This is a genomic window from Paraburkholderia sp. IMGN_8 (assembly GCF_038050405.1).
Lineage (GTDB): Bacteria > Pseudomonadota > Gammaproteobacteria > Burkholderiales > Burkholderiaceae > Paraburkholderia.
Map to the genome: position 1 here is coordinate 3,233,090 of NZ_CP150901.1, position 20,406 is coordinate 3,253,495.

Genomic DNA, 20,406 nt, shown 5'->3' on the forward strand with positions numbered 1-20,406 from the left:
TCTTCGCACACGCGTGCGGCGTGTTGCGGAACAGCGCTCCATGGAAGCCAATAGTGCAGTCAGTTTAGAGAAACCCGGTCGTGGCGGCGCCTGGAAAACTCGTGGGAATCGGTGGTTTGAGCGAACTCATTTCACGCCGCACTACGGAACGTTGTAGTGTTCCGCGTCTGCGTTCGACATTACATTGGGGTCACACTCTGGACATGGAGGAGAGCTTGAAATCGAGCGAATGCGCCGAAGATAGCTACGTGATGCTGGACGGCAGGCAGCGCTGTATCGCCGACCTCGCCAGCAAGCCGTTGCCGGCGGCGCGCTCGGCAGTCGCCGACGAACTGAGCGGTGCACGCAGCCCGGCGCAACGGCGTCTCCTGATCGGCTCGATGCTCGGCGCGATCGGCTTCGACTGGCTGTGCTACTGGCGGCTTGCGCGAGTCGGCGATCTGATCACGCGCGCGCTGTATGTGCGTGAATACGCCGCGCCCGGCTGGCCCGACCGGTATGTGGCGCAGCGTTATATCGAAGTGGATCCGCGCATCGCCTTCGCCTGCCGCTACGAATGGCCGCTGGTGTGGGACCTCACGTCGCTCGCGCAAGCGCCTTACGGCAATTCCGTGCAAACCGCCGAACCGCGTCTGCGGCATCTGCTCGACGACGCGCACGAGGCCGGTTTGCGCAGCGGCATCACGTTCGGGCTCGCGAGCCCGTCGAGTCCACATCAGAGCGTGATCAATTTCAGTTGCGCCAATCTGTCGAAGCACTGGATCGGCGACCGCGTCATCGGCCAAGCATATGCGTTAGGCCTCGCGCTGCACGAATATCTGTTGAGCCATGCCGCCTCGCTCGACGACGCGCCGCCGCGCAACAAACCGATTTCGCAGGTGCAGCGCCGCATCCTGACCGCACTGACCCAGGGCATGAGCGACAGACAGATCGCCGACCAGTTGCAGATGTCGACGCATAACGTCGACTATCACTTGCGGCTTCTGAAGAAACGCTACGGCGCGCAGAACCGCGTGCATCTCGCGTATCTGGCCGGCCAGCACGACGCGCGATGAACGGTCCCGCGATGATGGGCGAAGCGCAGCCGTTCGATAGCGATGCCGCGCCGTTGTCCGCCTCTCTGCGCGCAAAGACGCCCCATGCTTCATCTGTCAGCGCGCTCGGCGACAGCACGCTGCTGCCGCGGCTCGCGCCCGAGGCCGCACGCGCGTTGCGGCGCGCCTATGCATGGCCGCGTCCGTTCGCACTCGAAGCCGGCGGCACTGGCTACGCATTGCGCTGGGATTTCAACACGCGGCTCGCACAAGGCGCGCCGCGCTGCTACCGCTTTCGTCTCGGCCCGGCGTCCGGCTGGCTGCTGCTAGAACCGCTCGCCGAGCGCGAGCTGATCGGCGACGCCGCCGATCCGGCTGTACCCGACGCGATTCGCTGCGCGCTGGTGGCGGATGCGTTAGCGCCGGTATGCGACGCGCTCGCGCGGTTGACACGGCACGACGCCGTGCTGCTCGCGCCCGAACACGGCGAAGCGCCCAGCGAAACGAACGGTATTGCCGAACTCCGTTTTTCGGTCAGCAAAGTTAGCCCAGTCAGCAAAGACGGTGGCGCCGACTGGCGCACGCACGGCGCGCTGCAATTCGACGACGCCCGTTTTCTCGCGCTCGCCTGCCCTGCCGATCCGCCGCTGCCCTCGCTCGGCGCGCAGGATTTCGACATGCTTACCGTGCCGCTGTCGTTTTGCATCGGGTCGACGCGCCTCACGCAACAGGAACTGGATGGCTTGTGGCAAGGCGACATCATCGCGATCGAGCGCTGGAAATCCGCGGGCACGGGCCTGACTTGCCACGCAAGAACGCGCGGTTCGCCGGGCATCACGCTGAACGCGCGCGTGCTGGGCGCCACCATCACCATTGAACAGATTCAGGGAAACGCCGTGACCTCGCCCACGCCAACACCGGATCAGTACGCGGCGCCGGCCGCCGACGACACCAACGCCGGCGCGCTGCCGCTCGACTCGCTCGAAGTCACGACCAGCTTCGAGCTCGAACGCCTCACGCTGACGCTCGCGCAGCTCAAGGCGTTGCGGCCGGGCTTCGTGCTCGAACTCGATCAGCCGCTGAACCAGGGCGTGATCCGCATCCTCGCGAACGGCACGCTGGTCGGACACGGGCATCTGATCGCGGTCGGCAACAAGCTCGGCGTGCGGGTCGCGGAGCTCGCGCCGGGAACCGCGCAAACGCCACCGCACGCGCACACGACGGACGAACGCCACGATGGGTAATCTGCCGAATCCCGTCGCGATGGTGGCGCTGCTTGCAGCGCTCGGCATCGCCCCGTTCGCGGCGTTGATGGTGACGAGCTACACCAAGCTCGTTGTCGTGTTCGGCCTGTTGCGCAGCGCGCTCGGTATCCAGCAGGTGCCGCCGAATATCGTGCTGAACGGCATCGCGCTGATTCTGTCGGTGTACATCATGGCGCCGGTCGGCATGGATATCGGCGACAACCTGAAGCAGCAGAATTTCTCGGTCGGCAGCCAGATGAACGTGCAGGACGTGCTGCAATTGTTCGACGCTGCCGCGCCGCCGATCAAGACGTTCATGATGCAGCACACGCAGGAGCGAGAACGCAGCTTCTTCGTGCGCTCGGCCACCAGCGTGTGGCCCGCGGCGCGCGCGAAGAATCTGCAACAGGACGACCTGCTGGTGCTGGTACCGAGCTTCACGCTGAGCGAGTTGATGAAGGCGTTCCAGATCGGCTTCGTGCTGTATCTGGTGTTCGTGGTGGTCGATCTGGTGGTAGCCAATGTATTGCTCGCGCTCGGCATGCAGATGATCGCGCCGACCACCATTTCCGTGCCGTTCAAGCTGCTGCTGTTCGTCACGCTCGACGGCTGGTCCGTGCTGATTCACGGCTTGATCCTGTCGTATCGCTGAGGCCGCGATGAGCACCGTGTGCGGGTTCAGGTCGATGGCGGTAATGGCGCTGCTGGCCGCGCTACCGCTCACCGCGGCCGCGCAGCAGAACGGCGCAACGTCGGCGAGCTTCGCCGAGCTCGCACAGACCTGCGCGCCGCACGTCGATACGCAGACGCTGGCGGCGGTGGTGCGCGTCGAGTCGAGTTTCAATCCGGATGCGATCGGCGTGGTCGGCGGCCATCTGAAGCGCCAGCCTCGCAACTACGACGAAGCGGTAGCGACCGCACATGCGCTCGCGGCGCGCGGCTTCGATTTCAGTCTCGGGCTCGGGCAGATCAACGTGCGCAACCTGGCGCGCTTCGGCGAAACCATCGAAACGATTTTCGAACCGTGCCGCAATCTGCGCGCGAGCGGTGTGATCCTGGCGCAGTGCTTCGCACGCTCGGCGGGACAGACGCGCGATGAGCAAGGCGCCCTGCGTGGCGCGTTTTCCTGCTACTACAGCGGCAATTTCTCGACCGGGTATCGGGAAGGTTACGTGGCCCGTGTGATTGCCGGCGCTTATACGAATGCGCGGCAAGCGGCACGCGAGCCGGACGCGGACGCACTCGCTCCACACGCAAGCCTCGCGGAGAAAGGCATGACGTCATCAAGCGCGCCGGTCCGGCAACAATGCCGGACGCCGGACGCCCGGCAATTCATCACGGTGCGTTGCGCCGATAATCCCAGCCGCTGGTGCACGCGCTGCCTGAGCGTGACGACGCTTGCCGCGCACTAAGTCCTCCCGGCGAGACAGGACCCGCGCCCACCACATCCATCAATTCAACCGCAAACGTCCCGCCAGATACGCGAGCTCAGCACGATTGCCGACGCCGTACGTTTTGCGCAGCAGCCGCAAGTGATAGTCGACGTTATGCACGCTCGTATGCAGCCGCAGCGCGATCTGCTTGTCTGACAGACCGGACGCGATACATAGCAGAATCTCCCGCTGCCTTTCCGACACCGCCGTCGCCTCAGACTGCTTCGCAAGCGTGCGCCGGTATCCGGCGGCGAGCTGATGAAGCGATAAGCCGAGCCCGAGCGTCTGGGCGAGGATGCTGCTGTCGATCCATCCCTGTTTCGGGTTCATCGACGTGAAACTGACGATCACCTGGAGATCGGTCGACGGAACCGGCAGGCCGAGCATGATGCCCGAGCGCATGCCGTCGGCGTCCATTTCCTGCAAAAAGCGATTCGCTCGCGGATCGCGTCCGCGGCTGCGGCACGCCTTGTTCAGTTGCGAAAGGTCCCACACGACCGGCGGCGTATGCACCCGGCCGATAGCGAGTCGCGGATCGACTTCGAAGTAGCGTTCGTGGAAATAGTTGCCGCGAAATTGCGCCGGCGCCAGACTCTCCACCATGAACGCGCGGGCCACCCGCTCCTGGACGACCTGCAGCGTCACATAGGCGACCGTATTGAAGCCGATGATACGCAGCAAACCCGCGAACAGCCGCATGCGTTCCGCCGGCGTGGCCGCAGACGCGAGTTCGCGGATCAGATGCGACTGCGCGCCCGAGCGGCGCGCGGCGGAATCGGCCGCGAGATCGCGGTCCTTGTGCCAGATCAGTTCTGGCGGGTCGGCGCCATCCGCGGCCGGAGGACTGCTCGGCGCATCAGGCGACGACACAGAAGGACCATTCATTTAGGTGCTCCAGTTGCGTGGCGGGCGATTGCTCGTTCCAGCATGTGGGCCGGCATGCAACACCCGCCGGGATCGCGCGGAAACGCATTATCTGAACATTTCCGCGATGAAATTAGAACTACGGATGTTCGCTGATACGGACGATTGAAACAGCACCGGCCCGGCGCCCGTCCAGCGCGTGGGGCGGCAGGGCGCCGGTCGAAACGCACAGGCCATGCGCTAGTGTTGCGGCAGCGGCACGTTCACCCTATCGCCCGGCACGATCAGATCCGGATCGCGCCCTTCACCCGGCTTGCGCGGGGTGAACGGGTTGCCGTCGAGCAGCGCCCAGTCGAACTGCGGGTTCGGCGGCTCGAGCTGCGCGAGCGTATCGCCGTTGTCGGCGGCGATGTCCCAGAGCGTATCGCCAGACTTGACCGTCACCACGCGCAGACTTGGCGTGGGCGTCGGCGTTGGAGTAGGCGTGGGTGTTGGCGTCGGCGCAGGGGTCGGGGTCGGACTCGGCGTTGTTCCGGACGGTCCGCTGCCCGGTTTTTTCTTCTTGTCGTCCGACGGCGTGGCCGCGCTCTGGTTCAGGAACAGCGGCGCGGCCGTACCGACCACGCTCGACAGCAACGAACCGATCCCCAACGCGAGCAGCACAGCAGGCTTTTTGCGGAACGTCGAATCCGATGCGGCGCGCGCCGGCAAGCTGGTATCCACATTCGTGAGCTGTACCGGCTTGCTGCGCGCGCTGCTGGTCGGCTTGCCGGCACTGCGCGTCTTTTCCAGCAGGCTGTCGGTCAGATCGCCCGGCCCCTTGCGCGACACGACGTAGGCGTCGCTCGCGAGAAACTTCCCGTTCGATCCGGCCACGGTCAGCGACTCGGCTGTCACTCTTTCACGGGGCAGGAATCCTCCATTGCCGTCGGCTTCATGCCAGTACAGCCCGCCGTCCGCCGAATATTTCGCATACCCGAGGATATCGCCGGTTTCCAGCTTCCCCGCGGTCGATGGGCGGAATACATAGATGTGGTCGCCGCCCCTTGCGACATAACGCGGATAGTTCGCGAGCGCCACATTGAACGCGCTGGTCGCGAGGTCGGTCGCGATCGTCAAAGGCGAACCGCCGTGACTGATGGTCGACACCGCGTCGGTGAGATAGCCGGCCACGAACAGGTTGGTGCTGAGCGGCGACAGCAGTTTAGCCGAGAGCGTCTTGATCCCGGAGGTCGGCTCGTGCGGCACACTGCCCGCCCGGGCGCTGGAGATGTCGAGCGAACCGTCGACGATCGAACTGCCGAACCCGATCGTGTTGAACAACGCGCCCCATTTGCCGAACCCGCCGAGTGTGGCGAACTTGTGCGCCGCGAGCGCCATGCTGCCGCCCCACGTCGCGATCGACACCGTCCGCACCGCGCCGCCGCGGCGCGTCGCCGGATGCAGGCGGCTCGCGTCGGTCGTGGCAATCCCGCTTTCCTGCTTGACGATGTCGAAGTAGTCGTCGAGCGCGGTATTGACGGTATCGCTCGTGACGCCGGTCTGCGCTTCGCTTTTCGCCTGCTGCACGATGCCGAGCAGCGTCGACGTATGCGCCCTGATCCGGCCGATGGTCTGTTCCGGCACCCCGCGCGCGCGCAGCCCCTTGCTCAGGAAGTTGAAGTGCGAGTTGATGATTTCGCAGGCGTCATCCAGCCGGCCGCCGCGGATTTCCTCCAGCACATGCTGCTGGAAATCCTTGCCGAGCTTGAAGGTGTTCATGAAGTAGCGCAGCCCGGACGCCGACGGGCCGAGCGGCTTGACCACGCCCAGGGCGCTGACCGTGTCGAAGGCGAACGCGGTCGCGCCGGCGAGGCCGAACAGCCCCGCGGTGCCCGCCGCGGTCTGCAGGTTCTGCACGGCCGAGCGGTGCGACGCCTGGAACCACGTCACCTTGCCGTTCTTCACCTTGAAGTAGCCCAGCGGCGGCCCCACGCCGTCGGGCGCGTACGCATACAGCCGTTCCTTGTTCGACACCTCGCCGTCCGCCACCATCTGCTTCGCCTGCGGCAAGCGGACTTCGCTGGTGCGGTCGAGCGGGCTTTGCAAACCCTTGCGGACCGAACCGGTCTGCTTCACGAAGCGCAGGCCCTTGAAATCCGTCGACAGGCTCAGATCGGCCGCGCGCGCCGACGATTGGACCCACGTCACCTTGCCGTCCTTACCGGCCTTGAAATAGCCGAGCGGCGCACCGGCGCCGTCGGGCGCATACGCGTAGAGGCGTTCCTTTTTCGGCACTTCGCCGTCCGCGCCCCATTGCTTCGTCTCCTGCAGCGTGATCTCGTTCGCCGGGTCGAGCGGCGCCTTCAGACCTTGTCTGAGCGATCCGTCCTGTTTGACGAAATGCAAGCGGTTGAAGTCATCGGTCAGACCAGAACCTTGCTTGCTAGCCGGCAGCTTGACCGGCGCACGCGGCTTCAACGATTCGGGCTTCGGAAAGAACGCCGCGGTCACCGGCGCATCGCGCCCCTGTCCCGCCGCGCCGCGGCGCAAGCGCTGCGCGGCGAGGACGGCCTGGGTGATCCGGCGCCGGAACACGCCCGCCTCGCCCTCGGGCAAGCCCGTCGCTTTTTTCCAGCCGAAACGCCCGGTCACGACGACCTGAGCCGGCGCCTCCCGATAGGCGGCCGGCAACACCGCGGGCTTGAACGCTTCGCCCTTGTACGGCGCGGCTTTTTCGCGCGCTGCGATCTGCGCCTTGATGTTGGCGATCACGACCTGCGCGGCGCGCTTGCGTTGCGCCACCGTCCCTTCGCCGTGCTCCTTCATCACCGCGAGAATCTTTTGCTCAAGGCCATGATTGTCCATCCGGTCTTTGAGCAGATCGACGCTGCGCCGGTAATGCCAGTCGCTCATCGAACCGTAGGCCGGCGCGGTCTCTTCGCCGTTTTTCAGTTCGTCGAGCGCGGCGGCCACATCGGTCAGGCGCTTGAACGGCGTCTGTTCGCCGTTGCTGTTAAAGCCCATCGCCGAATCGAGATCGAGGAAGAACGCCGCCGGTTCGCCGTCGCCCTGTGTCATCAAGCCGATGTTGCCGAAGGCGTCGCTGCTGTCCGGCATCCCGCCGCGGCCGCCCGCCACCGCCACGTTCTTCAACGCGATATGACCCGCCGCGGTCGCGAATACGCCGTTCGTCGCCGAGCGCCCGGGATCGCCGAGCACCGTTTTCGAGTTCGTGGTGGACACGTCGATCTCGGCATACGGCGTCATGATGCCGTAGTGCAAAACGCCGGTGGCGGGTTCCTTGAACGTGACGAGCCGCATGTCGGTCGCGCTGCCTTCGCCATACATCGCACGCATCAATTGACTGGTGGCGACTGCATTGCGCGAACGCGCTTCGCCGGTGTCGCCTGGGACACTCGCCTTCCACATCTGCTTGATGAGCCACAGGCTGTTGACTGGGCCGAATTTTTCCGTGGTGTCGCGCATCACGCTGCCGGGCCACAGGCCCGCCCGCTTAGTGCGCTCGTCGATGAGACCGTGTTGGTCAACCGCTTTCGTTATCGACGAAGGCTGGCTGACGCGGCCTTCCAGATTGGCGCGCGCCGCCGCCCTCGCAGACGGGGTCTGGTTAGCGCCGATTTTGGCTGTGCCGCTTCTGCGCGCGCCGCCTTTACCGGCGGCGCCGGCAACCGGCCACACCGGACGCCCGCCCACCACGCCGACGGCGCGCAAGCCGTTCTGGTGCACGGCGGCGAACCCTTCGGGCAGGCCTTGCTCGTCGATGTTGACCAGCTTGCAGGTGGTTTGGCCGGTGACTGGATCGCGCTGCGCGACGGCATACATGTCGACGCCCGCGGGTTTGATCTGCTCTCCCTGGGCGGTGGTGAAACGCACTTCGGTGCCGGTCGCATAGCCAAGATCCGACATCCGCGCGACCTGCACCGGCGCGCCGCGCCGGACCGAATCGAGATTCGCTTTGACGCGCGAGAGGAAGCGCTGCAACGTCGACGACGGCCCACTCGCGTCGGGCAGGCTGTTGGCATCGACATACACGTAGTTGGACGGCGCTTCGCTTTGCAGATGATCGAATACGCGCGTGATCTCGCCTTCGCCGAGGTGGACCGGCTCGGCGGCGGGCGTCGGTACAGCGTCGGCGGACGCGGTCTGCGCAGGTTGCGGCTCGTGTCCTCCGTTCGCGGCATTGCCGGCCGTGTCGGCGGCCGTGGTCGGGTTCAGCCCCTGCTCGCGCTGATAGACGTGGATCTCCGGCACGAACGCCTGCTCGGGTGCGTCAGGCAGATGCAGGTACAGACGCGTCGCCACCTGCGGATCGTTTGCCGGCACGACGATGCTCTCGTCGGCGGGGTACTGGAACAATGCGCCGGTGCCGCGCGTGCTGTTCTCGGTCATCGAGGCGATCACCGGCGCCTGCAGTTCGTAGGCGAGTTCGCTTGCCCACGAAAGGCCGCCTGAGGCGAGATAGCAGCCGGTCAGCAACACACCGTCGCCAGGCTTGTATGCGGGATCGTTCATCAATTCGCGCACGAACGTCTTCGGCGAGATCGTCCGGCCGCCTTCGGTCAGCGCGGTGGTGTTGTCTTCGGCGAAATTGCCGGGTTTCGAACCGTGCGACTCGGCGATGCTGAAACCGGACACTTTCAGATACTGCCGCGCCGCCTCGTGGCCGAGCAGATTGACGACCCGCGTGCCTGGCACCGGCCGCAATTCGAGCGCATTGAGCTTGATCGGCTGAGCGCCGCCCGGTGAGAACTTGCCGTTGACGTCGGGCTCGAACTCGAAGCGCGCGAGACGCCGCGCCGGATTGGGATCGGCACGGCGCCAGCCTTGGGCGTCGCCCTCGCCAAGCCGTCCGTAGACCGGCGCCTGAATCAGGTCGGAGAACTGCTGCAGCAGCGCCGCGTCACTGCCGCTGTGCGCGCCGTCCAGCGCGACCGGCGTGCCGGGCGTATAGCTGCGCTGGGTGAGCCCTTCGAGTGCGAATGTCAGGTCCAGCGCGCTCGCGGCCGAGCCGCTGTGCGGATTGACGATCGCGCCATCGCGCGTCGGCACGCCCCATACGTAGACGCTGGCCGGCGCGCGAGCGCTGGTCAGCGGTGCGTCGGCAGAGCCGCCCCACACTTGAGCGACCGGACGCGGCTCGACGCTGCTCCAGTCGACTGGATGATCGCCCTGATCCGCGGAAGCCGCCGAAGACTTTGCTGCCGGCGAAGCCTGCGAATCGCCGGCGGTCAACGCCCTCCGCGGTTCGCCGCGGGTGGCGGGCGCAGCCGGCTTCTCGCCGCTGAAGCGCAGAAAGCCGGCCTCGGGGTCGAGCGCATTCAGATTCAAGCCGGGATTGCGCAGATCGACACTTGAACCGTCGAGCGTCATGAATTCGGCCTTCACGTTGGTCAGGCCTGCAGCTTCGAACTGCGCGGCGGTGGCGTCGATCGCGGCACGCGGATTGGGTTGTTCGAGCAGGCCGCTCGGCAGCTTCAGCGTGACCGAGCCGCCAGGCTGCGTCACGCGCGCGACATCGCCCAGCACGCCGGGCCGCTGTGTCAATGCACCGACAAAACCCGAATCGAGCGCGACCGAGCGATACGTGCCGTCCGCAATCGGTGAAAAGTCGAAGGCGGGATTGTTGAGCGGCAAGTCGGCCACTTGCGGCGTGGGCGGCGGCCTGGTTTGCTGCTTGGTTTGCTGTTCTCTTTGCTGCTGTGTTTGCTGAGCCGAACCGGTGGCTTGCGATTCGGCGTCGACGGTACGAGACGAGGAGCGTGACGACGCATCGGCAGCCGTGTGCGCGCTAGCCGGCATGCTAGCGGGGTCGGCCCGGAACGCCTTCATCAAAAGCTTCGACGAGTCGACCTCGCCGGTCACCGGACTGCTGCCGCGTGCTGTGACGGTGCCGTCGGGTTTGACCAGCAGGATGTCCGGCGGCGCCCATACGGTGACCGGGCGCTGGTTCCGTTGCGCGAGCTGTTCGGCCAGACGCTGCGCGAATGTGCTGGCCGATTTGCCATGCGAGCGCGCCGCCGCGCGGGTCGGGTCCGCGCTCGTCGAACCCGAGTAGCACGAATAAAGCGTCACATCCTGACCGTCCGCGAGCAGCGGTGCGAGGCCCGCGGCGACGTCGTCCACCGTGACCGGCATGCCGTCCGGCCCCTGCATCTCGTTGCCCGATATGCCGTGGCCCAGCACCACGTGATGATCGGGCGGCGCCATCACCCCGCTGGCGCCGCGCGCATGCAATGGGTCGCTCGGCGGCACGAGGGAGGTGTCGACCGGACGCAGAAACTCCGGATGATCGCCGGCGGCAATACCGGTCACGTCGCGGTAACCGGCTTGCCAGATCGGTGCGTTGCCGTGCGGACGCGTCGTGAGGATGCCGGCGCCGTCCGGCATGACGGTGCGATCTGTGTAGTCGATGTTGGTGCGGTGGGTGACCGTACGTCCGCCGCCGTCGAAATAACCGTCGTCCGGCGGGCTCTGGCCGGCGTCCGCTTCGCCGCCGCCGTGGGTTCCGTTGCCGTCCGCCTGCGCGTTCTGCTGCCGCGCGGCCCATTCATCGCGCGTAAAGATGCGGGTGGGTTCGAGCACCGGAGAATCGGACGCGCCCGCGGGTCCGGGCGGCTGCCCGTTCGACGCCGGCGCCTCCCAGACGGCAGGCAATAGACGCGGCGTATGCAGCACACCGTCGTCGATCTGCATCGTCTGCGGTGCTTTCGCGCTGGCGTTGGCTTGCGCGTCGGCTGCGGCATTGCGCGCATCGGCCTGATTGCGCGCGTGCTGGTCCGCTTCGCGCTGCGTATCGGCATGGCCGCGCGCTGCGACAAAACCCACGCCCATCAAACCCGCCGACGATGCGAATTGCGCCCAGTCCTGGCCGCTCGCCGCGCCGTTCGAAGCCAGCAACTGGCGCCCCTGCAAAACCATCGTCCCGAGGTTGGTGGTCAACGCGGTCACGCCGACGCCGCGAAACGCCAGCGCCGCACCGTTGGCGGCGCGCAGCGAAGCGAGCCGCCCCAGCAGATCAACGACCCGCGACAAATGCAGCCGCTCGAACGGACTGAGCCGCGCACTCCAGCGCGCGAGCGCGGCGCTGTCGATCGTCAGGCCGACCGGCGCCTCGGTAGCATGCGAGACGCCTTTGATGAAGCTCAGAGAACGCGCGCGCGCCGCCGGCGAACCGGCGACGAAACGGCTCAACGCGCCCGGCTGGGCCTCGAACTCGCGCACCGCCCGCGCACCGTTATTGGCGGCGCTCGCTTCGGCGGCTTGCGCGGCGGTCGCGTCGTGCGCCACGTTCACAAAACCCGCGGCATCGGCGAATGCCTTGTCGGCCACGCCGGCGCGCGCCATCACCTTGGCGGTGCGGCCCGCCAGTCCGCCGACGCCCGCCATGCCGCCGAACACATTGGCGCCGAGGCTCAGCCAGTTGGCGCCATTGCGCCAGCCGTTATTGGTCGACAGCGCGCGCACCGACTGAATCGTCCCGACGGTCGCGCTCACCGCAAAGTACGCGTCGGCCAGATCCGACAGCACCACGAGCCACAGCGCCGCCGTTTCCGGTTGCACGAGCGTCGTCAGCAGGCCGGCGGCGACCGTGCCGGCAATCTCCAGATCGGTCTTCAGATGGTCCCAGTCGTACCAGTGATCGTCGGGCTTGTAGGTGGTCCAGTAGGACTCGCCGGTCAGCAGCGAGCCGTTGCCGCCGAGCACCCAGTGCGGCTGCGCCATCAGGAGGCCCTTGTCGAGCCCGGTATGCGATTGCCAGTCCGAATAGCCGTGACGCACAGTCGTATCGGCCGGACCGACTTCGATTTCGTTACCCTTCGCGTCGATGCCCTGCATCACCGCGGCCTGGAGCGCCGGGTTGCCCTTGCCTTCGCGGTTGTCCCACCATTGCATCGACAGCGACGTGAGCGCGATGGGCGCGAGTCCGCTCGGCTGGGTGACACCCTCGCCCTTCATCAGACTGTCGGCGATCTGGCCGAGCGTGGTCTTGCGGCCGTTGTGGTCGTACACCACCTCGTTCTGGTCGTATTCGGCGAACTGGCCGAGCGCGAGCGCCTGCTCGTCCTGCAGCGAGACGGGCGTATAAGCCGGACCCTTGCTGCTTTGCGCCGCGCCGACCATGTTGAGCACAGCGTCGTAGCTGGTCACGACCTGCATGCCGTCCTGCGCGCCGAGGCCGGCAACATGGCCGTCCGAGGTCACGACGGTGGTGATGTTCGGGCCGCTCAGCCACGGCGCGCCGGGCTGCAGCTTCAGCTCCGGATGAGCCTTGACGTCGATCGGCGTCACCGGTTTGCCGGCATCCTTGAAACCGGTCTCGCGGGCGATTTCCTTGCCGACCTTGCTGTTCGGATCGTCGTCGAGCATGTCCTGCGCAAGCTGCATCGAACCGTCTTTCTTGTCCTTGACGTCGCCGAGTCCAAAGCCCTGACCTCTGACAAGCGCGACTCTCCCCGTCGCGATCACGGTCTGGTTGTACTGCGACGAAGTATCGGCGGTGCCGAAGCCGCCCTTGCCGAGCGGCTTGCCCATCAGTCCCTCGATGCTTTTGCGCAACGCCGTCATCTGCGGATTGGCCGCGCCGCCGCCCGCCGCATAGATGCGCGACACCGCGTCGAGGTTGTTGGCCCTGGCGGTCCATTGCAGTACGCCGTCCTGCTTGCCGTCGCCGGCGAACTTCGCCTGGTAGAGCGCCGCGGCGAGGTCGGCGCTCGTCGACGCATGCATGAAGTCGGCGATCGTGTTCAGCTTGTCTTCCGGATCGTTCTTGCCGCGCACCAGCGAATCGATCTCCGTGAAGAGCTGCTGGGTCTGCGGATCTTGCACCGCGCCGTCGAGCAGTTGCGGATAAAACACCGTGCCGGCGTAGGCCGCCAGTTGTTTGCCTTCAGCGGCGAAGCGCGCCTTGGCGTCGTCGATGCCGTTGTGGCCGGCAATGCACGGGAGCAGCGCCCCCGCATCGACGGTCGACTGCAGCGCCTCGCTTTGCAGGCCGGTAATCGTCGCGTCGCCCATCACCTGGTCGTACAGCGGATCGCCCGGCTTCATGCCGCCGATCAGCCGGCTCAGTGCCTGGGCGGCAGCCGCATCGCCCGGACCCGCGCCGCCGTTCTGCTGCTGCGCATAGCGCGTCTGCTGAATCACCTGCTGCGCGCTGAGCGCGAGTTGCAACTGGTTGAACGCGTCATTGAGCGCCTTGCTTTCCGGCGAATCCTGGCCGGTGTTTTGCGCTGCCTGGATTTGCGGCGCCAGCACTTGGCCTTCGAGCGCGAACTGCGCTTTCCACATCGTGTCGAAGTAGTTCGGATCCGTTTGCCACGCGCTGTCGCCGGGCTGGCGGCCGGCGGCGGCATTCAGCCCGGCCGTCAGGTCATCGTGATAGGTCTGCAACGCTTTCGCGACGGCTTGCTGCAAAGCCGGGTTCTTCGAGTCTTTGGCAAGGTCGGCCTGTGCCTGCTGGACCTTCTGGTAATCGTCGTTCACCTTGCCGGCGGCGCTCGCCAACGCCTTGTCGTCCGGCTTCGGATCCTGCGTCATCGCCTGGGTGGCTGTGTTGAGCGCATCGGGCTGCAGCACGCCGAGCGCCGCCAGATCCTTCGACGCCGCCTGGATCGGATCCTTGTCCTTGTTGGTGGGGTCCTGGTAGTAGGCCGACAGGTATTTCGGCACGTCCGCGGTGAGCGCCGCTTGCGCGAGCGCGTAATCGTCCTTGGCCTGTCCGCCGAGGTAGGCGCGCGTCGCGACGAGCGCCGCCTTCATGCTCATGCCTTCGCTGAGCAGTTGCGACAGGTAGTCGGACGCCGAGGTCGAACCGGGCGCCGGATCGCCCTTCGCCGGTGGTGCGTCGGCGGCGGCGGCCACCGTGCCGCCCTGCACCGCATCGGTCGCGCCGGTGAGCGTACGGGCATCGAACAATTGCATTTTCGACAGCTCGTCCGACGCCTGCGCGATCGGGTCGATCGTATCGACCTTGGTGCCGGCCTGCAGCTTGGCGGCGTTGGCGGTGAGCCACTGCCGGCCGTCGGCCTGCGCTTTCTGCAGCAGCGCGGCCTGCGCCCAGGTGCTGTCGGTGATTGCCGGATTGTCCTTGCGCGCAGCCGTCAGCGCCTTGTCGAGGCTTGGCTGATCGACTGGCCCGTTGCCGAGCTGAGCGCTCAATGCCTGCTGCGCTTTCGCCAGTTGCTGCGCGTCCTGCGGCGCGGCCTGCACCGGCGCGGGCGTCGGCTTCAGTTCGGTGGGGCCTTCGAGCGTTTTCGCCAGTTCGCTGTTGGGGTCCTGGTCGATGATCGCCTGATAGGGCGCGAGCGACGCGCCGTCGATGCGCGCCAAGCCGAGCGTATCGAAGCGCGTTTGCCCGTACACCACGTCTGCCTGGCGTTCGCGGTCGATCTCGTTCTGTTGCGCGGTCAGCTGCGTTTTCAGCGCCTGCATCACCGGCTGCGCGGCGGCGCTCTTAGGGCCGCCGAGCGCATCGACGATCGTGCCGACCGGACCGTAGTAGTTGTCGCGATCCTTGATGGTCTGGGTGGTCGATGCGAAGTCGAGCGGCGCGCCGTTCTTGATCAGGCCGTCGAGCTTGCCTTGCAGATTCTGCTTGTACAACGCGACGGCGAGTTCCGGCGAGGCCTGTTTGACGCTAGCGAGCAGGTCGGCGATATCCGCGAGATTGCCGGGCGTGCCGACCTGCTGGATGTTGTGCTGCGTGACCGGCGAACCGAGCGTCGCGCTGAGCAGATCCTTGTACAGGAACGTGTTCCGATAGCCGGACAACGTGCTGCCTTCGGCCTTCAGCGTGTCGGTCGCGTTACCGCCCTGCGCGCCTTCGATGTCCTGCAAGGCGGCGGTTTGCAGCGCCTGGGTGCGGGCGTCGCCGGTCACTTCGGTGTACAGCGGATCGTCGGTCTTGAGACCCTGCAAACTTTGCGTCAGCGATTGAACGGCTTTCAGGTTTCCGGCCGGATCGCCGGAACCGCGCGCCGCCTGGGCGGCGTCGAGTATCTCGGTCGCTTTCAACTCGCTGCGCACATCGGCAACTGGCGACGCATCCGCGACGCCCTTCGCCGAATTCGCATCGGTCACCGCCTGTTCCGCCTGCCAGCGCCGGTCGATCTGCAGCAGATCGCCGCGCCAGTCGTTGCCGGTTTCACCGGCAGCCGCGTTCAGTTCGCTGGAGAGCGCCTGGTGGTAGACCTCTTCGTCCTGCGCGATCTGCTGTGCCGACGCATGGCTCGCCTTGTCCTTCTGCAAGGTCGCATAGGCGCTTTGCGCCTGCTGCGCGGTGGCGGGCAGATCGGCGGTCGGTTTGACGTCGACCGTCAGCGCCTTGAGCGCCGCCTGCTGCACCGCGTCCGTGAAAATTTTCAGATCCGCCAGTTGCTGTGCGGCAGTTTTCAGCGGATCGGCGCCGGCCTTGTGATTCGGATCGGCGACGATCTGGTCGCCCTTGATCGCCAGCGCCGCTTCGTCGAGCGCCGTTTCGTCCTCTTCGTTGCCGCCCAGTTGCACGCGCGCCGCGTTGACCGCCTCAGTCAGCGTCATGCCGCCGTCGAGGCCCTTCTGGATCGCCGCACGTGCGTTCGCTGCGGTAACCGGCGGGTTGCTGGTGCTGCTATCGATGACGAGCGGGCTGTCGCTGAGCGATTTGGCCGCGGCATCCAGCGTGGCACTGTCGAACTGGTGCGTAAGACCGATCTGGCTGGCCGCCTCGGTAATCGCATCGACCTTCGGGTCCTGCGCATTCTGTGCCTGCTGATGCGCGGCGTTGTACTGCGCCTGCAGCAGGATCACAGCACGCGCGAGCGCTTCGCGGCTCAGCTGCGCGTCGGCTTGCTCGGCCTTCCTGACGGCGTCCTGCAAAGCAGAAGCATCGCTGGGCGACTTGTCGCCCAACGCTTTTTGCACCGCCTGCTGGGCGGCGGACACGTCGTGAGCCGAAGGCGGGGGTGGTGGTGTCGGCGTTACGCTGCCTCCTCCATCCATTGCCATAAGCATCGTCGTTCTCCCAGTCGGGCGGCCCTGCCGCGTCATACCGGCGCCCACGCAGCAGCCAGCTGCCGGACGGGCGCCTTCAGGAGTCTCAGGCTAGGGGATACGTCAGACGGCGTCCATACAGGAGATTCGTAGTTCCGGCGCCGGAAGGCTGGTGGGCGCTGAAAACGGAACGTGAGGCGGCGCGTAGCGCAGCGGCTGGCGTGACGGGCGGCAGTTGGGGCGGCCGTGACGCTTTACGCAACTACGCGTTCGAATGCGCGGACAGGAAGCGGCACACCGCGCCGTGCATCGATTGCACACCGGGGCTCGATCCAAGCGCGCGCCAGCAGCCATGCACGAGTCCGGTGCCGATCCACCACTCGGCCTGGCCGCCTGCCGCGCTGATGCGCTCGGCGAAGACGCGCGCATCGTCGCGCAACGGATCGTGCTCGGCGCCGATTGCGAGCGTCGGCGGCAGACCGTCGAAGCGGTTTGCGTCGAGTGGGACGGTCCATGCCGGCCGCGGTATGGCGCAGGCGACGTCCGTTAGCTTGCCCCAGTAGAGATCGCGAAACGCGTGGACGTCGGCGAGCGTGAGCATCGGCGCGCGCGCTTCGCTCTCGCGCGCGGGCAGTTGTGGCTCGATGCCGAGCATCGGATAGATCAGTGCGAGCCCTTCTACGCCCTGAATACCGCAGTCGCGCAAGCGCATCGCGACGCTGGCGGCGAGATTGCCGCCGGCGCTATCGCCCGCGAGTTGCAGCGGGCCATCCTGATTCTGTAGCGATGCGAAAGGCAAACGGTGTTCAAGTGCGGCGAGCGTGACTTCCAGACAATCGTCGTGCGCGTCAGGCGCGCGGTGCTCAGGAGCGAGACGGTAATCGACCGCGATCACGTCGAGACCGGTATCCGCTGCGAGACGCGCGGTGACGAGCTGATGACTGTCCAACGATCCAACGACGAAGCCACCACCGTGGAAGTACAAAACGGTGCCGCTGCTGCGTGTGCTTGCCGTGTTCCCCGCGCTCCTCATATTCCGATAAACACGCAGCTTGATCGGATGCCCCGCGCGCGCTTTGAACACGGCGCCTTCGGTGCTCACATCCGGCGGCAACGGCGGCGTGAACGCTGCCGCATAGCTATCGTAAATCGCGCGCTGCTCATGTGGCGGCAATAGCGCGGTATTCGCCGGATAGATCGAAGCAGTCCGTTCGATGAACGCGGCGATGGCCGGCTCAAGCATGCCTGCCCTCGCCCTTCGGCGTTTTGACCGGCAAGCCGATCGCGCGGCCCGCGAAGCTGGCCGGGGGCAGCGAGGCATGCGCGTCGGCCAACGCCCGCACGCGCGCTTCGACGTCCGGGTCGAACGGCGCCGCACGCGGTCCGCTCGTATCCACATGCAGCAGCATCTGCTCGCCGGCGGCTACGGGTTCGGCGCCGTCGTCGGCGAACATTTCGAGGTACAGGTGCAAGCGCTTCGCATCGTGCGCGAGCACTCGCATGTCGACGCGGACCTGCGCGCCCTCCTTGATCTCGTGCAGATAGTTGATATGTGCTTCGAGCGTATAGATCGAGCGGCTGCGCGCTTTGCGCACGGCGTCGGGCAAGCCGATCTGATCGATCAGCAAGTCCGTGGCGAAGCTGAAGATCAGCATGTAGAACGCGTCGCGCAGGTGGCCGTTGTAGTCAACCCATTCGGCGCGCACTGTATCGCGGTAACTGGGCAACGTGAGGCTGGTCGGCATGTGCAATGGTTTCCTTCATCCGTGTAGGCTGCATCGGCCCGCGACGAGGTTCGGCCGATGCAGGGTGCGCTTCTTTGGCAACGCCTTACGCGTTACTCGTCCGGATGCAAACCGTGGCGCGCTTTGGCTTCGCTGATCGCCGTCAGCACGCTCGTGATGCAGTCGTCGCGATAACGCTCGAGTTGCTTGATCGAGCGCGGACCGACCTGTTCGGCGGTGCCGTCCACGACGCGATCGATCAGTTCATCGGTGAGCGTCGGCGCCACCAGTTTAGTCCATGGCAACGCCAATGCCGGGCCGAATTGCTGCATGAAGTGGCGCATACCGGCATCGCCGCCTGCCAGCGTGTACGTCAGGAACGTGCCCATGAACGACCAGCGGATGCCCGCGCCGAAGCGGATCGCGTCGTCGATTTCGCCGGTGCTCGCCACGCCTTCATTGACGAGATGCAAGGCCTCGCGCCACAACGCTTCGAGCAGACGGTCGGCGATAAAGCCGGGCACTTCCTTGCGCACCCGCAGCGGCCGCATCGAAAGCGAACGATAGATGTGCAGCGCGGCGTCGATCGTTTCCGGCGCGGTGCGCTCGCCGCCGAGCACTTCGACCAGCGGCAGCAGATACACCGGATTGAACGGATGCCCGACGATGCAGCGCTGCGGATTGACAGCGCGCGCGTAGAAATCGCTCGGCAACAACCCGGAGGTCGACGACGCAATGATGGCATCGGGCTTCGCCGCGCGGCTGATCTGCTCGTGCAACGCGAGCTTCAATTCTTCGCGTTCCGGCGCGCTCTCCTGAATGAAATCCGCCTGGGCGACACACGCTTCGATCGTGCTGACGAAATGCAGGCGCGCTTGCGAGGCACCCTTTGCAAGTCCCACACGTTCGAGCGCCGGCCACGCATTCGCGACGTTCTCGCGCAATTGCTTCTCCGCGCCGGGCGCCGGGTCCCAGGCGAGCACATCAAGACCATGCGCGAGCGCGCGCGCCACCCAGCCGCTGCCGATCACGCCCGCCCCGATCGCTGCGAATGTTTTGATATCGACGATTACTGCCATTGCTGACGATCCTTTGCCTTAGGGGTTTTCAAACTCAGGTTTTCAGATGCGAAACACGTTGGACATTGCCTCCACTCAGGCGTACTGTTCGGCCGCACGGCGTTCCAGCTGCCGCTCGCCACGTGCGGGCAAGCCGAGTTTCCTGCGCCCTTCCGCGGGTGTCAGTGCGCGTGCGCCGAGCCGCTCGATGATCTCGACCGCGCGCTGCACCAGCGTGCCGTTCGTCGCATGCACGCCTTTGTCTAGCCAGATGTTGTCTTCGAGGCCTACACGCACGTGGCCGCCGAGCAGCATCGCCTGCGCGACCATCGGCATCTGCATGCGGCCGATACCGAAGCCGGCCCACTGTGCGCCGGGCGGCAGGTTGTCGGCCATCGCCTTCATCGTCGTCGTGTCGGCGGGCGCGCCCCACGGAATGCCCAAGCAAATCTGAAACAGCGGCGGCGCATCGAGCAGTCCTTCCTTGAGAAGCTGCTTGGCGAACCACAGGTGTCCCGTGTCGAAGATTTCCAGCTCCGGCTTCACGCCGAGTTCCTGAATCCGCTTCGCGCCGGCGCGCAATTGCGCGGGTGTGGATACATAGATGTAGTCGCCGTCGCCGAAATTGAGCGTGCCGCAATCGAGCGTGCAGATTTCCGGCAGCAGTTCCTCGACATGTGCAAGCCGCGTCAAACCGCCCACCAGATCCGTGTTGGCGCCGAAGCGCATCGGCTCTTCGCCGGGACCGATCTCCAGGTCGCCGCCCATGCCGGCGGTGAGATTGATGATCACGTCGGTGCCCGACGAGCGGATCCGGTCGACCACTTCGCGGTACAAGTTCGGATCGCGGCTGCCGCGCCCGGTCTTCGGGTCGCGTACGTGGCAATGGGCGACCGTGGCGCCGGCTTTGGCCGCTTCAATCGCGGCTTCTGCGATCTGCTTCGGCGTGACGGGAATGGCCGGGTGCTTGCCGACCGTATCGCCTGCGCCGGTAACCGCGCAGGTCACGATGACTTCATGATTCATGCGTGCTAAATCCTGTGAATTGAAAATGCGCGTATCGAAGGTGGCGCGCC

The 20,406-nt window shown here is 66.0% G+C and carries 10 protein-coding genes; 4 read left to right on the forward strand and 6 right to left on the reverse strand.

The window, feature by feature from the left end; translation table 11 throughout:
• Positions 1-215 precede the first annotated feature (215 nt).
• From WN982_RS35775 to WN982_RS35790, 4 genes are read left to right on the forward strand one after another with little or no spacing between them, the layout of a single operon-like run.
• Positions 216-1,055 (forward strand): autoinducer binding domain-containing protein, encoded by an 840-nt coding sequence (locus tag WN982_RS35775; RefSeq protein ID WP_341316712.1) that lies wholly within the window; start codon positions 216-218, stop codon positions 1,053-1,055.
• On the forward strand, positions 1,052-2,278 hold the full coding sequence (gene sctQ, locus WN982_RS35780; protein ID WP_341316713.1) for a type III secretion system cytoplasmic ring protein SctQ: 1,227 nt from the start codon (positions 1,052-1,054) through the stop codon (positions 2,276-2,278). The genes WN982_RS35775 and sctQ overlap by 4 nt, the downstream gene beginning before the upstream one ends.
• Positions 2,271-2,930 (forward strand): type III secretion system export apparatus subunit SctR, encoded by a 660-nt coding sequence (gene sctR / locus WN982_RS35785; protein ID WP_341316714.1) that lies wholly within the window; start codon positions 2,271-2,273, stop codon positions 2,928-2,930. Before sctQ ends, sctR begins: the two co-directional genes overlap by 8 nt.
• A 43-nt stretch (positions 2,931-2,973) precedes the next feature.
• Positions 2,974-3,690 carry a lytic transglycosylase domain-containing protein gene (locus WN982_RS35790; RefSeq protein ID WP_341319531.1) on the forward strand — a complete coding sequence of 239 codons (717 nt, stop codon included), beginning with the start codon at positions 2,974-2,976 and terminating at the stop codon, positions 3,688-3,690.
• A 39-nt stretch (positions 3,691-3,729) separates the two neighbouring features.
• Here WN982_RS35790 and WN982_RS35795 read toward each other — a convergent pair whose 3' ends face one another.
• From WN982_RS35795 to WN982_RS35820, 6 genes are all read right to left on the reverse strand, one after another.
• The gene (locus WN982_RS35795; protein ID WP_341316715.1) at positions 3,730-4,596 is read right to left on the reverse strand and encodes an autoinducer binding domain-containing protein; all 867 of its coding nucleotides are present in this window, start codon (positions 4,594-4,596) and stop codon (positions 3,730-3,732) included.
• 219 nt (positions 4,597-4,815) lie between these two features.
• Positions 4,816-16,569 (reverse strand): LysM peptidoglycan-binding domain-containing protein, encoded by an 11,754-nt coding sequence (locus tag WN982_RS35800; RefSeq protein ID WP_341316716.1) that lies wholly within the window; start codon positions 16,567-16,569, stop codon positions 4,816-4,818.
• A gap of 241 nt (positions 16,570-16,810) precedes the next feature.
• Positions 16,811-17,791, reverse strand: a complete 981-nt coding sequence (locus WN982_RS35805) for an alpha/beta hydrolase (RefSeq protein ID WP_341316717.1) — start codon at positions 17,789-17,791, stop codon at positions 16,811-16,813.
• A complete protein-coding gene (locus WN982_RS35810; protein WP_341316718.1) occupies positions 17,784-18,293 on the reverse strand; it encodes a thioesterase family protein in 510 nt (169 codons plus the stop codon). Before WN982_RS35810 ends, WN982_RS35805 begins: the two co-directional genes overlap by 8 nt.
• Before the next feature lie 92 nt (positions 18,294-18,385).
• Complete coding sequence (locus tag WN982_RS35815; protein ID WP_341316719.1) at positions 18,386-19,351, reverse strand: L-carnitine dehydrogenase; 966 nt, start codon at positions 19,349-19,351, stop codon at positions 18,386-18,388.
• A 75-nt stretch (positions 19,352-19,426) separates the two neighbouring features.
• The gene (locus WN982_RS35820; RefSeq protein WP_341316720.1) at positions 19,427-20,356 is read right to left on the reverse strand and encodes a 3-keto-5-aminohexanoate cleavage protein; all 930 of its coding nucleotides are present in this window, start codon (positions 20,354-20,356) and stop codon (positions 19,427-19,429) included.
• Positions 20,357-20,406: the final 50 nt, after the last annotated feature.

What these genes read in the sequence shown, in the direction of transcription:
- sctQ (WP_341316713.1), top strand. Translation starts at nt 1,052, where the DNA reads ATGAACGGTCCCGCGATGATGGGCGAAGCGCAGCCGTTCGATAGCGAT.
- sctR (WP_341316714.1), top strand. Translation starts at nt 2,271, where the DNA reads ATGGGTAATCTGCCGAATCCCGTCGCGATGGTGGCGCTGCTTGCAGCG.
- WN982_RS35790 (WP_341319531.1), top strand. Translation starts at nt 2,974, where the DNA reads ATGGCGCTGCTGGCCGCGCTACCGCTCACCGCGGCCGCGCAGCAGAAC.
- WN982_RS35795 (WP_341316715.1), bottom strand. Translation starts at nt 4,596, where the DNA reads ATGAATGGTCCTTCTGTGTCGTCGCCTGATGCGCCGAGCAGTCCTCCG.
- WN982_RS35800 (WP_341316716.1), bottom strand. Translation starts at nt 16,569, where the DNA reads ATGCTTATGGCAATGGATGGAGGAGGCAGCGTAACGCCGACACCACCA.
- WN982_RS35805 (WP_341316717.1), bottom strand. Translation starts at nt 17,791, where the DNA reads ATGCTTGAGCCGGCCATCGCCGCGTTCATCGAACGGACTGCTTCGATC.
- WN982_RS35810 (WP_341316718.1), bottom strand. Translation starts at nt 18,293, where the DNA reads ATGCCGACCAGCCTCACGTTGCCCAGTTACCGCGATACAGTGCGCGCC.
- WN982_RS35815 (WP_341316719.1), bottom strand. Translation starts at nt 19,351, where the DNA reads ATGGCAGTAATCGTCGATATCAAAACATTCGCAGCGATCGGGGCGGGC.
- WN982_RS35820 (WP_341316720.1), bottom strand. Translation starts at nt 20,356, where the DNA reads ATGAATCATGAAGTCATCGTGACCTGCGCGGTTACCGGCGCAGGCGAT.